We start from the raw sequence: 15,005 nt of genomic DNA on the forward strand, positions 1-15,005 counted from the left end.
GACAGTTAATCGTAAAGACGTTCCCCAGAACTGTTATAAATCAAAATATCCCAATTACCATCAGGGTTGGCTTCAAAGGCGATGGTTGACCCGTCAGCACTGATGCTGGGGTTTCTCACTTGGGCAGATAGGTTTTCTGTGAGATTACGTTTGGCTCGAGTTTCGCGATTATATAAGTAAATATCAGATCGACCGCGACGAGTTCTGGTAAAAGCAATTAAACGTCCATCTTTGGAGACGCTTGGATCTTGGGCCATTTCATCAAGAGAATTAAGCCCCGGTAAATCAATTAAAGCGCGATCGCGCCAATCATATAAATAAACATCCTGAGAACCATTCCGATCTGAGACAAAGGCGACATAGCGACCTGAAATTTGTGGCTTAAATTCTGAAGCTGGACTATTAAAGCCTTCTCTCCCTTGAGAAAACGGTAAATCAACCACTTGGGGATATCCACCACAACTGGCTAAAACTGAGGTCAATAGAAGTCCTGAAAAGAGTTTTAGGAACTTACTGGGTTTGATTAATTTCTTCATAAATTTCTGCCCCTTCTTCTAAATCAGGCTCTACATTGGGACCACGATCTAATACTTCCACATCCCATTGACCACGACGAGCGGTTTCAAACACCACATAACGCCCATCACCACTAATATTGGGATTACGAACCCAATGGGGATAAGAATCAGTTAAAATTTCGGTCTCTTCTGCAAACCGATCATATAGCGCGATCGCGGGACGGCCATCACGACTAACTAAATAAACTAAATAACGCCCTGTTAAGCTCAAACTTGGGCTTTCTTGCAGCGCATCCTCTGACTCTAACCCTGGTAAGGGCATAAACTGCTCCTGAGACAGGTCATACAACAACACTTGATGGCGACCATTGCGACCTGATACCCAAGCCAAATAACGCCCATTACCACTTAAACTGGGTTGTTGGTCATTATAACGACTATTAATTCCCGCTGATCCTTGGGGAAGTTCAGGAGAACCGCAAGCAGCAAGGAGACTCATTGCACTCACTCCCAGTCCCCAGCTCAATCCTTGTCGAATCTTTTTTCCTTGAAGCCAAGATGGTATCAGATATTTCAGATTAATAATCAAACTGATCGTAATCATCGGGGTCGTCATTTTCATTTTCTGGCGGATCAATCGGTTTATAATCCACATAATCTTCCCGAGGTGGGGAAGGACGACGACGAGAAGAACTGCGATTCGCTGGTGGGCGAGAACGAACCGGAGACTCGGAACTACTACGTCTGGGGCTATCTTCCCGAGTACGGGGCTTACGGGGATAACGAGAAGATGAAGATGAAGAAGTTTCTTCGCGACGGGGACGGCGAGGGGGTAAATACTCGTCAGTGTCTTCTTCGTCTAAATTACGCCGACGGCGATCATCATAGCGGGGTTTGGGTTCGTCATAATCTTCCTCATAGTCATAGAAATCGGAACCCCTGCGACTACTCGGACGAGGAGAAGATGACCGACGATTACGAGTAGAGCGACTTCTACTTGGCCGGGAAGATTCTTCTTCATAAGCAGTGTTGCGGGGAGAACGCTCAGTGGCAGTTCCGCGTAGGCGACGGCGGCTATCAACGGGTTCTTCCTCTTCAAAAGAGGGTTCCATATCATCAATTTCAGCGCGATAAACCTTACTAGCACGGCGATCGCGATCTACAGTCGGTGCGCTCCGTTTCGCTTGTTCGGCAGTTGCTGATCGTAAACGAATCGTCTCCACCCCAAAAGCAACCGCCATAGCCGTCAGTAAAAACTGACCAAATTGCAAAATGGGATCTAGTCGCCATCCTTGGAATAAAAGAATAAAACCGCAAAGTAATCCCACTGCAGCGAAAAAAATATCTTGATCTCGTGATAATTCTGGGCGAAAAGAGCGCATAAAATATAAAGACGCTCCCGCTACGGCCAGAAAGATGCCAAGAATGCTGGCTGAATTCAGCCCAAAGTTTACCATTGTTCTGCTCCTTGCTTGGGTTTTCTGCTTGCAGTAATTAAGACCTTCTCTTTAATGTTAATACCTATTACTGATCAGGCTCTGTGAAATTTGAGCCCACCATAAAAGTTATCCAGAGGATAAGAACCCCTCGGCTCATATAATAATTGAACCGCAGAGTAGAAACTTTTTACCCCCTGGACAAGCATCTGTCTCAATTCAAGAATCGCTTAGGAGCGACGAACCCGATCTTTGACACTAACAAAAACGATTCCAACAATTACTGGGATAACGACAATTAGCGTTCCAGCAAGTAAACTATAAAGAAAATTTGCTAAAGATGGTGTCATAGTTAAGTGACTGATTTAATGATTTGTTACAGCAATAAACCCTATGCTACCTTACAGGATAACAGGAAATATATCTAATCTGGTTTTTAATTCCTGATTAATCTAGCATAGAATATCTTTATTAATAATTTTAATAATTGAGTCATGGATTTATCAACACTGGTGGACTGGGGTTTAGGGTCATTTTTAGCGATCATGACAATTCTATTTATTTTTCGGATTGTTTTGACCTGGTATCCTCAAATTAACTTGAAACAATTTCCCTATAACTTAGTTGCTTATCCCACCGAGCCCTTTTTAGCCCCTTTACGCAAAGTTATTTCCCCCATTGGCGGCGTTGATATTACCCCCATCATTTGGGTAGGAATTTTTACCCTCCTGCGAGAACTTTTATTAGGACAGCAAGGACTCTTAAATTAAGGTTGCATAACTGACAACCCAAATTTTAACGAAAAAAACTTCTCTCTCAGGCTATTTTTTTTTGTACGATAGAGAGCAAGAAGCATTTTCCCCAGATGGGGAGTTGCGTTTGGTGATGGAGAAACAATATCGAGCCTGTTAATGGACAGATCGACTTCTTTGGTGGCGGAGTTATTAAAAACAGTACCTCGCCTGCGAACTCAAATTTATTTCAAATCCTCCTTGACAGCCCTTTCTCACGCCATGGAGGATCAAGTTTTGGCAAGTTTTGATCCGCCGCTGGTAATTGCTAGCTTTCAACAAGAACGATTTTATCGTCAAGAAGCGCACCGCTATCGGCGTTTAGGAAAAAAGAGTGACCAGATTTATATTTTTTCGGCCCCAGATACGTCTTTTAATGACGAAGATAGTCGTTCCACAACCATTAACTTTGCTGCCGAAGATACGTTAGCAAATGAATGGCATCTCGTGGTGATTGGCAAAACCTTTACCAGTTGTTTAGTTTGTCAGGAATGTTCCGTTAGCGAAAATCAGCAAGCAAGTTCGGTTGATTCAGCAAGACGGTTTGAGGGAATTTGGACATTTGATGAGGAAGTAGCCAAAACCACTGCTTCTTTCTTACTAGACAAAGTCTTAGATTATCGCCCAGAATTATCTGACAAAATTGCAACTGCCCGTGAACATTATTGTCAACAAGTATCATCGTTAACAACAGAAGACAAAAAAGCACAGCCTGATCCTTTTGTAGAAAGGCTATTAACTCATTTACAAGCCGGACAATATCGTCTCATTCGTGCCTATAGCTCGATCGCGCAGAAAGAGGAAAAAGAAAGACTGCTACGATCCCTAACCAATGCCATCCGCCAATCGTTAGATATCCACGAAATTTTAGAAATTACCGTGCAGGAATTGGGAGAAGCCTTATCTGCTTGCCGTTGCCTAGTTTATCGCTGTCGTACTGACACCACCACCGCCAAAATTAAGCATGAATTTTTACAATCTCATGTTATCTCCGTTAAAGACGAAACTTGGCCAGTTGCCAATAATCCCCTTTTAAAAAAGGTACAACAAGATCAAACTCCACTGTATATTCAAGAAACCGCCAAGGAAACCACCATTCAGGAAAGCCCCCTGTTATCTTCTCTGGTGAAAGAAAATCAAATTCAAAGCTGGCTACTGGTTCCCCTGCTTTATCAAGGAGACGTTATTGGCATGATAGAACTCCATCATTGTCAAGAAAATGGCAGTCCTTGGAGTGAGAATGATATTGAACTAGTTGAAGCGATCGCGCCGCAAATTGGACTCGCCCTTACCCAAGCCGAAGCCTATGCCAACTTAGAAAGCCTGAATGAACAACTCGAAGCCCTTGAACAAACTCGTTCTAATCTCGTTGCCATTACTGGGCATGAACTACGCACTCCCCTTTCTACAATCCAAGTTTGCCTAGAAAGCCTCATTAGTGAACCTGATATGTCGGAAGAACTCCGACAAGTGATGTTATCTACAGCCATGAATGATGCGGAACGGATGCGCCGCTTAGTTCAAGATTTTCTCACCCTCTCTCGCCTCGAAAGTGGGCGGATTGAATGGAATCCTGAACCCATGTCGGTGGAAGAATGTATTGAATTATCCCTGAGTAATATTCGGGGACAAAATACAGAAAATCCCCTACCTACTATTGAAAATGAAAGCAAAGAGGAACTTCCCCTTGCTTATGTGGATGGAGAATGGCTAGTGGAAGTGTTAGCTAAACTTCTCGATAACGCCTGTAAATTTACAGAAAAAGACGGTAAGATTACCCTTTCAGCAACCCCACAATCCGGAAATACCGTTCAAGTAACCGTCGCTGACACTGGGCGAGGCATAGAACCCTCTCGCTTAGAAACGGTGTTTGACCGTTTTTATCAAGAAGAAGGGGCGCTACAGCGAACTACGGGGGGAACCGGGTTAGGATTAGCGATTTGCCGTCAAATTGTGAATAAATGGGGAGGAGAAATTTGGGCAGAATCGAAAGGGAAAAATAATGGTACCAAATTTCACTTTACCGTTCCCATTGCAAAAGAGGCGCGAGTGAAATCTGCTGCCAGAAGTTAAAGGCAATCTAGATTACACTATGGACTCGCAAATAACGATAAGCTAATTGATGATTGCTATTTAATAATCTGATATGGATATTCGTACTGTTAAAACCCAACCCTTTGATGATCAAAAACCCGGAACTTCTGGACTTCGCAAAGCGGTTCCTACGTTTCAAACCCCTAACTACTTAGAAAACTTCATTCAGTCCATTTTCGATAGCCAAGACAACTACCAAGGGCAGCGTTTAGTCTTAGGCGGTGATGGTCGCTATTACAACCGCACTGCTATTCAAACGATTCTCAAAATGGCTGCTGCCAATGGTGTGGGACGAGTTTTAGTTGGACAAGGGGGGATTCTATCCACTCCGGCTGCGTCCTGTCTTATCCGTAAATATCAAGCATTTGGGGGCATTATTTTATCTGCTAGCCATAACCCTGGTGGCCCCGAGGGAGATTTTGGCGTAAAATTTAATACTCGTAATGGTGGCCCCGCGCCTGCTGATGTGACAGAGGCAATTTTCGCCAAGAGTAAAGAGATTAGCGAATATAAAATCCTTGAAGCTGAAGACATTAATCTGGATCAGCAAGGGGAAACTAAACTCGGTGAGATGACGGTAGAAGTCGTCGATGCCGTAGAAGCCTATGCTGATTTAATGGCTTCCATTTTTGATTTTGATGCGATTCGTAATCTCTTGAGTGGAGGATTCCGTATGGTAATGGACTCTCTCCACGCGGTTACGGGGCCCTATGCCAAAGAAATTTTTGAACGCCGCTTAAAGGCCCCAACAGGAACAGTGCAAAATGGGGAACCTCTAGAAGACTTCGGCGGTGGACACCCTGATCCCAATTTAGTCTATGCCCGAGAATTAGTCGAAACCATGTATGGGGATAATCCTCCTGATTTTGGGGCTGCTTCTGATGGCGATGGCGATCGCAATATGATTTTGGGTAGTAAGTTTTTTGTTACCCCTAGTGATAGTTTGGCAATTTTAGCCGCGAATGCCCAATTAGTGCCGGGTTATGCAAAGGGGATTACAGGAGTAGCGCGATCGATGCCCACTTCTCAAGCACCTGATCGCGTTGCAAAACAATTAGGAATTAACTGTTATGAAACCCCCACTGGCTGGAAATTCTTTGGCAATCTTCTTGATGCAGGGAAAGTTACCCTCTGCGGTGAGGAAAGTTTTGGCACGGGTTCCAACCATGTTCGGGAAAAAGACGGACTTTGGGCAGTTTTATTTTGGTTAAATATCATCGCTAAACGCGGGCAAAGCGTAGAAGAAATCGTTAAAGAACATTGGCAAACCTACGGACGCACTTACTATTCCCGTCACGATTACGAGGAAGTGGATAAAGATTCCGCAAATACTTTAATGGACAATCTGCGTTCCGCATTCGGAAACTTACCCGGAAAGCAATTTAAGGGCTATGAAATTGCCTTAGCGGATGATTTTAGCTACACTGACCCTATTGATGGCAGTATTGCCGAGAAACAGGGCATTCGCATTGTGTTTAAGGACGGTTCTCGCATCGTCTTTCGCCTCTCTGGTACGGGAACTCACGGGGCAACTTTGCGCGTCTATTTAGAACGATATGAGCCTGACTCTAGTAAGCAGAATCAGGATCCGCAAGTCGCTTTGGCTGATTTGATTAATATTGCTCACGAAATTGCCCAGATTAAGCAATTAACAGGACGAGATGAGCCTTCTGTGATTACTTAATCGTCCCACAGATTAATCCCCTCTCCTTAGAAATTCCACTCAGATCGGGAGATGGGGAGACAAGGGAGACTGGGGAGATGGGGGGGATGGGGAATTTTATTTAACTTTCATGAAGTTTTTGTCCTTTGTCCTTTGTCAACCAATGACTAATGACTAATAACGAATACAGACTAAGAAGCACTATAGCAACATGATCTCATTTGTAAAAACTAGCTCAACATTACGTAGGCTGAAAGCCGTGCCGAAGGCTTCCCCCCCACCCCCCTTAGTAAGGGGGGAATTAAAGGGGGGATCCCAAATCCCAACTAAAAATTTACAACTGATTTAGGATTGCTATATATTATCTATCTGCTTTTTTCAAACGATTAATCCAACCTTGATTAGCTTGCAAAATTTCACGATAAGAGATATTAGAATCTAATAATAAATCAAAAACAAAGGGCTTAAATAAATTGGGAAATAACCGATTTAAGAATCGTTTTATTTTTAATCTTAAGAATAGCTCGGCAACTAAAATTTTACGACGGGGAAAGGCATAATCTGATAATTCTTTAAGCGCATGAGCATCAGGAACTCTCTTCTCGGAAAATGCTGGTAGGGTTTTTTCCCAGTTATCTTGATATTGATCTAATACTTGATCAAAAATCAGGACATCTTCTAACCCGGCATTGCAGCCCTGACCAAGGGAAGGAGAAACCGCATGGGCAGCATCTCCAAGCATTAAAATTTTACTATCCTCATGGAAGCGATCGCAGCGTACTGTTAAAACTTTTCCTATAGGGCGTTCTAGTAATGCTTCTGCTTCTTCTCCTGAAAGACAAGGACTAAAAAAGGGAAAATTAGTCTTCATAAACTCGAAAACATCTGCTTGACTAGAGAAGTTTTCAAAAGGATTATTTTTAGTATCAAACACAATAACGCCATTAAGTTGGTCTTCCGGTTGCGGCACTAATAACATTCGCGTTCTATCTTTCAAAGTTTGAGCATGAATAGTATCTCGATCTAACTGAAGATCAGGGTTAGAAGGTTGCTGGAAAAAGACGGATTTATAATCTTCAGGAACATAACTTACTTCACTTTCTAATCCCTTTTTGTTGACTAAATGTTGTCGAATGCGCGATCGCGCTCCATCTGCCGCAACAAGCCGATCATAATTTACTGTTAAGACTTCCCCATTTTCTACTTCAATATTAACAGTATTTTTTGTATCATCTAGGGAAATTAATTTAGAATTAAAGCTCAGTTTTAAGCGATTACTGTCAACAGTTTTCTCTAAATGTTGTAGAATAAGTTTAACTAATTGGTTACGGTCAAGACAAACTAAGGGTTGTTTGCGAGGAATACGACGGGATTTTTTACTGTGGCTGTTTGTTCCATAAATCCAAACACTTTCTTCGGTAATTGCATTTTCTAACCCCTCAATTTTTCGTAATGCCTTGCGTCCGCGTTCTTGCAAATTAATAGGAAAAGTTCGCTCCGCCTCAAATTCTTTGCGAAGAGGATCGTCGCGACGTTCATAAATTTCTACTTGATACTGTTCTCGACGTAAAAGATAATGAGCTAATAATAAACCAGTTGGTCCAGCACCAATAATAACAACTTTTTTCCACATATTGGAAATTTTTAATTTATTCGTTATTTCCTTACTTTGACTAGTTTACAAAATAGACACACTATCTTAAACTAAATCTATATTAATTCTTAATTATCATTAAAATCGCTTAAGTGAATTTTAAAAATGTTATTCTGCTGCCATTATAATTTATAATGAGCTGATTAAGCATCAATCTACTGCTCTGTTAAAACAATATGAAATTGCTTGATCGCGCTCGTTTAGCATTAGCCGTTATCGTTGCAAAAACAGTTCCTCCTATTATCAGAAAATTAGGACTAGGGGCTGGTAGTGTCCTCCCCGGGGAAATTGCCCGTCGTCTTCACCCTAATCTTTTAGCCCTTCTTTGTGAACAAGTACGAGAAGGTGTAATTTTAATTGTAGGAACCAATGGCAAAACCACTACTTCCCTGCTTTTAAGAACAATTTTAGAAGAAAATGGGGCAAAAATTACTCATAATGCTACAGGAGCTAACCTGATTAATGGCTTAATTACGGCTCTTTTATTTGACACTAATTTATTGGGTAAACTTAATGCTGATTATGCCATTTTAGAAGTTGATGAAAATATTTTTCCCTTAATTGTTCAACCCTGCCAACCAACAATTATTTTAGGATTAAATTTATTTCGAGATCAGCTAGATCGATATGGAGAAGTAGATGCTATTAGCGAAAAATGGCAACAAGCAATTACACCACTTCCCTTAACTACGACCATTATCTTAAATGCCGATGATCCCACTCTTTGCTACTTAGGAAATAATTTACCACAAAATGTGTTATTTTTTGGCTTAACTGAATCTGAATTATATTTAGAAGAAATTCCTCATGCTGTTGATTCCATTTATTGTCCTGCTTGTGGTGCTTCTTTAGACTACCAAGGGGTTTATTTATCTCACTTAGGAGACTATGACTGTCCAAGCTGTGATTTTACTAAGGCAAAATTAGATATTTACAGTCCAGAGTGGGGGCAAATTTTAGTGGGAATTTATAATAAATATAATACTTTAGCCGCTGCTTTAGCCTCACAAGCCTTAAATATCCCGACTTCTAATATTGAAAAAACCATCAAAACCTTTCGGGCAGCTTTTGGACGCGCAGAAGAACTCAATGTTAATGGAAAATCCGTCAGAATTCTGTTATCAAAAAATCCGGTAGGGATGAATGAAACCATCCGCACGGTTAATGAAATCAAACAACAAGGAAAAGCTCAAGCCACGTTATTGATTTTAAATGATCGCACCCCTGATGGAACTGATGTATCATGGATTTGGGACGTGGACACTGAGCAATTAGTCTCTCAAGGTGGCACAATTATTATCAGCGGCGATCGCGTTTATGATCTGGCTCTACGCATTCAGTATAGCCAAGAAACCCTAAATGATGCTCAATTGAACCTCATTATTAAAGAGGACTTAAAAGAAGCAGTGGAGACTGCCCTTAATCATACTGCCCCTGATGAAACTTTGCACATTCTTCCCACCTACTCGGCTATGTTAGAAGTGCGACAATTGTTAACCGGACGCAAAATTCAATAGATGCAAACCTTAGAACCGAATTCCACGCGCCAAACGATTCAACGAACTACCCTCGATAATGGGATTACCCTAATTGTGATTGAAAATCCCACTGCTGATATTATTGCAGGAAGACTCTTTCTGAAAAATGCTGGCAACCGTGTTGAATCACCGTCTCAAGCAGGACTTTCCCATTTACTATCTACTGTAATAACTAAAGGTACAGCCACCCTCAACGCGGCTGACATCGCTGAAAAAATAGAATCAGTGGGGGCAGGAATTAATGCTGAAACTGCTAACGATTATTTTAGCCTCAGTCTGAAAACTGTTTCCCAAGACTTTCCCGAAATTTTCTCTTTAGTGGGAGAAATTATGCGCGCGCCTAGTTTTCCTGACAGTGAAGTCGAACTTGAACAAGCCCTCACTCTACAAGCCATTGCCGCGCAACAGGAACAACCTTTCAATCTTGCCTTTAATCAACTGCGATCGCAGATGTATCCGCAACATCCCTACGGTAGCCCTGTTTTAGGGACAGAAGAAACCGTTTCTGCTTTGAGCGTAGCTGATCTCAAATCGTATCATCAAACCTACTTCCGTCCTGATAACTTAGTAATTAGTCTCTCAGGACGAATTACCCTAGAACAAGCAATTACAGAAGTAAAGCAAGTGTTTGGAGATTGGCAACCACCTGCTACCCCTCAACCGACTCCCTCTCTTGTTTCTCCCACCCCCCAGCCATATCAAGAATTTATGCATCAAGAAACCCAACAGAGTATTATTATGTTGGGATATCTCACTGCTTCTGTGAAAGATTCTGACTACCCAATTTTGAAACTGCTTAATACCTATCTCGGAAATGGACTCTCCTCACGGTTATTTGTCGAATTACGGGAAAAAAAAGGACTTGCTTATGATGTCTCATCCTTGTATCCGACTCGGCTAGAACCCTCTTACTTCGTTACCTATATGGGAACTGCCCCTAATAATCTTGAGATTGCTTACCAGGGATTACGCCAAGAAGTAGAAAGACTCTGTGAGGTGCAGTTAACTGAAGAAGAGTTACAAGCTAGTAAGAATAAGTTGTTAGGACAATATGCCCTCGGAAAGCAAAGTAATGGGCAACTGGCGCAATTATTTGGTTGGTATGAAACCTTAAATCAAGGAATAGAGTTTGATGATCGGTTTCAAGAAATGGTGGCTGGAGTAAGTAGTGAACAGATCCAAGCCGTGGCTCAAAAATATCTGCAAGTTGATCCCTATGTCTCAATCGTGGGGTCTAGTTGACACTAGCAATCAACTCTACCACCGAAAGGAGGCGGATTCTCGCTTCAATCCCTGCTTGAGTGCATTGTACCATAAAACACCTTAAATGGCGGGGCTTTAGACCCGTGATTTTTGGTAAAATAATAAAACGCTGGAGTCATCGCAATAACAAAAATCATGGTAGCTGCATCCCAATACAACCCTGCTGAAATTGAACCCAAATGGCAACAATGCTGGCTAGAAACTAACGCAGATACAGCCTCAGAAGATCCAAATCGACCCAAATTTTATGCCCTCTCCATGTTTCCTTACCCCTCAGGAAACTTACACATGGGTCATGTTCGCAATTATGTGATTACTGATGTTATGGCAAGGTGGCGCAAAATGCAGGGTTATCGGGTTTTACATCCCATGGGTTGGGATGCCTTTGGACTTCCTGCTGAAAATGCTGCTATTGATCGAGGGAGTCATCCAGCCCAATGGACAGAACAAAATATCCAGCAAATGAAAAAACAACTCCAGCAATTAGGATTATCCCTCGACTGGAGTCGGGAAGTTGCCACTTGTTCCCCTGACTATTATAAGTGGACACAATGGCTGTTTCTCCAGTTTTTCCAAGCTGGACTTGCCTATCAGAAAGAATCAGCCGTGAATTGGGATCCCATTGATCAAACTGTTCTCGCTAATGAACAAGTGGATGGCGAAGGCAAATCTTGGCGTAGTGGGGCAAAAGTAGAACGGAAACTCCTAAAGCAGTGGTTTTTCAAAATTACTGAATATGCCGAAGAACTCCTCAATGATCTTGAACAACTCCCAGGATGGCCCGATCGCGTTAAACTAATGCAAGCCAACTGGATCGGAAAATCTGTAGGCGCTTATTTAGAATTTCCCGTTACAGGCAGAGACGATAAAATTGGCGTTTTTACCACCCGTCCTGATACCGTTTATGGCGTAACTTATGTGGTTCTTGCCCCAGAACATCCTCTCACCCCAAAAGTAACCACAGCAGCCCAAAAAGAAGCCGTAGAAGCCTTTATTCAAGAAGTCAGTAACGAAAGCGAACTGGAACGCACCGCCGAAGACAAACCGAAACGTGGCATTCCTACAGGTGGCAAAGCCCTTAATCCCTTCACTGGAGAAGAAATCCCCATATTAATCGCCGATTATGTTCTTTACGAATATGGCACGGGGGCAGTCATGGGAGTTCCAGCCCATGATGAGCGTGATTTTCAATTTGCCACCCAAAATCAACTGCCGATTCAACAAGTCATTGTACCCGAAGGCGAAAAACCCAGTGAAAAACTAGAAAAAGCCTACACCGAATCGGGGATAATGATCAACTCGGGTCAATTTGACGGGATGAACTCAGTGGAAGGAAAAGAAGCAATTATTCAGTATGCTGAGAAACAAGGTTGGGGAAAAGCAAGAGTTCAATATCGCCTCCGTGACTGGTTAATCTCTCGCCAACGCTATTGGGGCGCACCCATTCCCATTATTCATTGTCCCAGTTGTGGGGCAGTCCCCGTTCCTGATGAAGACTTACCCGTAGAACTTCCTGAAGATGTGGAATTTACAGGGCGTGGCGGTTCTCCTCTCACCCAACTAGAAAGCTGGTTAAATGTTCCTTGTCCCAGTTGTGGCGAACCAGCGCAACGAGAAACCGACACTATGGACACCTTTATTGACTCTTCTTGGTATTTTCTCCGTTATACCGATGCTAATAACCCCAAAGAAGCCTTTAACAAAGAAAAAGTCAATGATTGGATGCCAGTGGATCAATATGTGGGAGGAATTGAACACGCCATTCTGCACTTATTATATTCCCGTTTCTTTACCAAAGTTCTTCGAGACCGAGGACTCTTGAACTGTGATGAACCCTTTAAGCGTCTTCTCACCCAAGGGATGGTTCAGGGAATGACCTACAAAAACCCGAACACAGGAAAATATATTCCCTCAGAAGAAGTTAACCCTGATGATCCCAAAGATCCTAATACAGGAGAGCCTTTAAGCGTCTTTTACGAAAAGATGTCAAAATCAAAATATAATGGCGTTGACCCCTTGGAAGTCTTGGAAAAATATGGGGCAGACACAGCGCGAATGTTTATTTTATTTAAAGCCCCACCTGAGAAGGATTTAGAATGGGATAGTGCTGATGTGGAAGGGCAATTCCGTTTCTTAAATAAGGTATGGCGGTTAGTTACAGATTTTATTCATCATCATTCTGTCACTGAGAACCCCTCTGAACTCTCTAAAGAAGAAAAAGACTTACGTCGCGCCATTCATACCGCAATTCAATCCATTTCTGAAGATTTAGAGGGAGATTATCAATTTAATACCGCCGTTTCCGAATTAATGAAGCTCAATAATGCCCTGAGTGAGGCAAAATGTAAAACCTCTCCTGTCTATCAAGAGGGAATTGAAGCCTTAGTGAAATTACTCGCTCCTTTTGCACCCCATTTAACGGAAGAATTGTGGCATGCCTTAGGAAATGAAGACTCAGTGCATCAACAAAACTGGTTAGAACCTGATCCCGAAGCCCTAACCGTTGATGAAATTAATCTTGTGATTCAAATTAAAGGCAAAACTCGTGGGACAATTGCTGTTCCTGCTAATGCAAGTCGGGAGGAATTAGAAACCTATGCCCGAGAATCTGATATTGCCCAACGTTATCTTGATGGGAAAGAGGTGAAAAAGGTGATTGTAGTTCCTGGAAAGTTGGTTAATTTTGTGGTGTAGGACGGGTAGTGTTAAGATTAGTAAAATAATGTTAAATTATTCTTAACACTACCAATTTCTCCCACTCACTTATGACTTTTTTCAATTCCACAGAGCCAATTATTCGTCGCAAACAAACTGCTCTCGATTTACAAGACCTGTGCGGACTGCTTAAAATTAAAATAAAAATTGGGGATTATCAGCTATTTTCTCGCTTTTATACCCGTGTTGATCAAGCCCTACTTTTGTGGGGAGTGATTGCTCTAACCATTTTTACGGCAGCTCAATTTTTGCCCTTGAGTTGGATTACTCAAGCCTATTTTTGGTCAGCTTTGACAGTAGTGGCGACAGTGTGGATGATCAGTTTGACGAACTTTTGGACAAAGGTGGAACAACTTTCTTGGGTGATGTATCTTTGGGGTGGCTTAATGCTGTTCACTCTCATTTTAACTAACCTTGGTATTTTTGGCGGTTGGGGAGTCATTTTGATGAATTTGTGTTCATTATGGCTTGGAAGTTGCGCGATCGGATATTTTCTCACCGGATGGGGGTTGAAATCCCGTTTATTTATACTGATTGGTTTGATTCATCTTTTGGCTATTCCCTTTCTTCCCGTGATTGCAGGTTGGCAGTTTTTAGCCACAGGTTTAATTATTAGTGGTAGTTTGGTTCTATTATCAGAATTACAGTGGGATATGCGTGAGCCTATTTATTCCCCAGTTTTATCTGAACAAGAACGAGCATTTAATCAGCAACAGCAACAACAACGACAAAATTAGTGAGTTAGCAGTAACAGAAAGTGGTGTGATCAGGAACGAACGTTAATTTAATGGGAATTTTTGAATATCTTGGTAAAGCTATCAATGCTTGGTTTCTAGGCTTTTTTCCTTACTTTGAAATTTATTTAGCCATCCCGATCGCGATCGCGATGGGGCTTGATTACATCTCAGCCGTTTTCTGGTCAGCATTTGGTAATTTTACCGCCGTTCCCCTGATCATTTTCTTTTACCAACAGCTGATGAGAATTGGATGGCTTAACCGTTGGTTGCACAAGATTGAAAAACGCTCATTAAATAAGTTTGGTCGCTCTCTAAATCGTTATGGCCCTTGGTTTGTGCTCGCGATGACTCCCATTGTCGGGGTATGGGTAGTTGCCGTCATAGCACGAGCGGTGGGGATGAACTCAAGAGTAATTATTTTTTCTACTCTCGGTAGCATTATCCTGTACGCGATTGTAATAGCTCAATTGGTTGCCCTTGGAGTGGATATATTTGGTTAGTAATATTTTTAAGAATTGAATATAAAGTTTTTTGTAGCAAAACTTACATTTCAGAAAAAAAATTCTAATATTTAAATAGAGTAGTTTATGAAAAAT

At 41.9% G+C, this 15,005-nt stretch carries 13 protein-coding genes; 8 read left to right on the forward strand and 5 right to left on the reverse strand.

All coding sequences use genetic code 11. The annotated features are described in order from the left end of the window. Positions 1 to 5: 5 nt before the first annotated feature. The 4 genes from FRE64_RS06585 to psbX all read right to left on the reverse strand — a co-directional run bounded on the left by FRE64_RS06585 (position 6) and on the right by psbX (position 2,304). Positions 6 to 536, reverse strand: a complete 531-nt coding sequence (locus FRE64_RS06585; protein WP_146295224.1) for a TolB family protein — start codon at positions 534 to 536, stop codon at positions 6 to 8. Further along, positions 511 to 1,017, reverse strand: coding sequence for a TolB family protein (locus FRE64_RS06590; protein ID WP_222597871.1), 507 nt, complete (start codon positions 1,015 to 1,017; stop codon positions 511 to 513). Before FRE64_RS06590 ends, FRE64_RS06585 begins: the two co-directional genes overlap by 26 nt. 79 nt (positions 1,018 to 1,096) lie before the next feature. After that, a complete protein-coding gene (locus tag FRE64_RS06595; RefSeq protein ID WP_146295226.1) occupies positions 1,097 to 1,975 on the reverse strand; it encodes a Ycf66 family protein in 879 nt (292 codons plus the stop codon). Between the two features lie 209 nt (positions 1,976 to 2,184). Further along, positions 2,185 to 2,304: a photosystem II reaction center X protein gene (psbX, locus tag FRE64_RS06600; protein WP_146295227.1), complete on the reverse strand. Its 120-nt coding sequence runs from the start codon at positions 2,302 to 2,304 to the stop codon at positions 2,185 to 2,187. Between the two features lie 144 nt (positions 2,305 to 2,448). Here psbX and FRE64_RS06605 point away from each other — a divergent pair, with 144 nt between their 5' ends. From FRE64_RS06605 to FRE64_RS06615, 3 genes are all read left to right on the forward strand, one after another. Next, positions 2,449 to 2,724, forward strand: coding sequence for a YggT family protein (locus tag FRE64_RS06605; RefSeq protein ID WP_146295228.1), 276 nt, complete (start codon positions 2,449 to 2,451; stop codon positions 2,722 to 2,724). A gap of 141 nt (positions 2,725 to 2,865) precedes the next feature. Then, complete coding sequence (locus FRE64_RS06610; RefSeq protein ID WP_146295229.1) at positions 2,866 to 4,818, forward strand: DICT sensory domain-containing protein; 1,953 nt, start codon at positions 2,866 to 2,868, stop codon at positions 4,816 to 4,818. Between the two features lie 73 nt (positions 4,819 to 4,891). Beyond that, positions 4,892 to 6,523, forward strand: a complete 1,632-nt coding sequence (locus FRE64_RS06615) for an alpha-D-glucose phosphate-specific phosphoglucomutase (RefSeq protein ID WP_146295230.1) — start codon at positions 4,892 to 4,894, stop codon at positions 6,521 to 6,523. Positions 6,524 to 6,863: 340 nt separating this feature from the next. Here the strand turns inward: FRE64_RS06615 and FRE64_RS06620 are convergent, their stop codons facing one another. Continuing rightward, on the reverse strand, positions 6,864 to 8,135 hold the full coding sequence (locus FRE64_RS06620) for an FAD-dependent oxidoreductase (RefSeq protein WP_146295231.1): 1,272 nt from the start codon (positions 8,133 to 8,135) through the stop codon (positions 6,864 to 6,866). A gap of 197 nt (positions 8,136 to 8,332) precedes the next feature. Here FRE64_RS06620 and FRE64_RS06625 point away from each other — a divergent pair, with 197 nt between their 5' ends. The 5 genes from FRE64_RS06625 (at position 8,333) to FRE64_RS06645 (ending at position 14,909) form a co-directional block, all read left to right on the forward strand. After that, complete coding sequence (locus FRE64_RS06625; RefSeq protein WP_146295232.1) at positions 8,333 to 9,673, forward strand: Mur ligase family protein; 1,341 nt, start codon at positions 8,333 to 8,335, stop codon at positions 9,671 to 9,673. After that, on the forward strand, positions 9,674 to 10,936 hold the full coding sequence (locus tag FRE64_RS06630; protein WP_146295233.1) for a M16 family metallopeptidase: 1,263 nt from the start codon (positions 9,674 to 9,676) through the stop codon (positions 10,934 to 10,936). A gap of 156 nt (positions 10,937 to 11,092) precedes the next feature. Then, positions 11,093 to 13,651 carry a leucine--tRNA ligase gene (leuS, locus tag FRE64_RS06635; protein WP_146295234.1) on the forward strand — a complete coding sequence of 853 codons (2,559 nt, stop codon included), beginning with the start codon at positions 11,093 to 11,095 and terminating at the stop codon, positions 13,649 to 13,651. A 71-nt stretch (positions 13,652 to 13,722) separates the two neighbouring features. Beyond that, a complete protein-coding gene (locus FRE64_RS06640) occupies positions 13,723 to 14,409 on the forward strand; it encodes a hypothetical protein (RefSeq protein WP_146295235.1) in 687 nt (228 codons plus the stop codon). 50 nt (positions 14,410 to 14,459) lie between these two features. Further along, positions 14,460 to 14,909 (forward strand): small multi-drug export protein, encoded by a 450-nt coding sequence (locus FRE64_RS06645; protein ID WP_146295236.1) that lies wholly within the window; start codon positions 14,460 to 14,462, stop codon positions 14,907 to 14,909. Positions 14,910 to 15,005: the final 96 nt, after the last annotated feature.

Source organism: Euhalothece natronophila Z-M001 (genome assembly GCF_007904085.1).
Taxonomy (GTDB): Bacteria; Cyanobacteriota; Cyanobacteriia; order Cyanobacteriales; family Rubidibacteraceae; genus Halothece; species Halothece natronophila.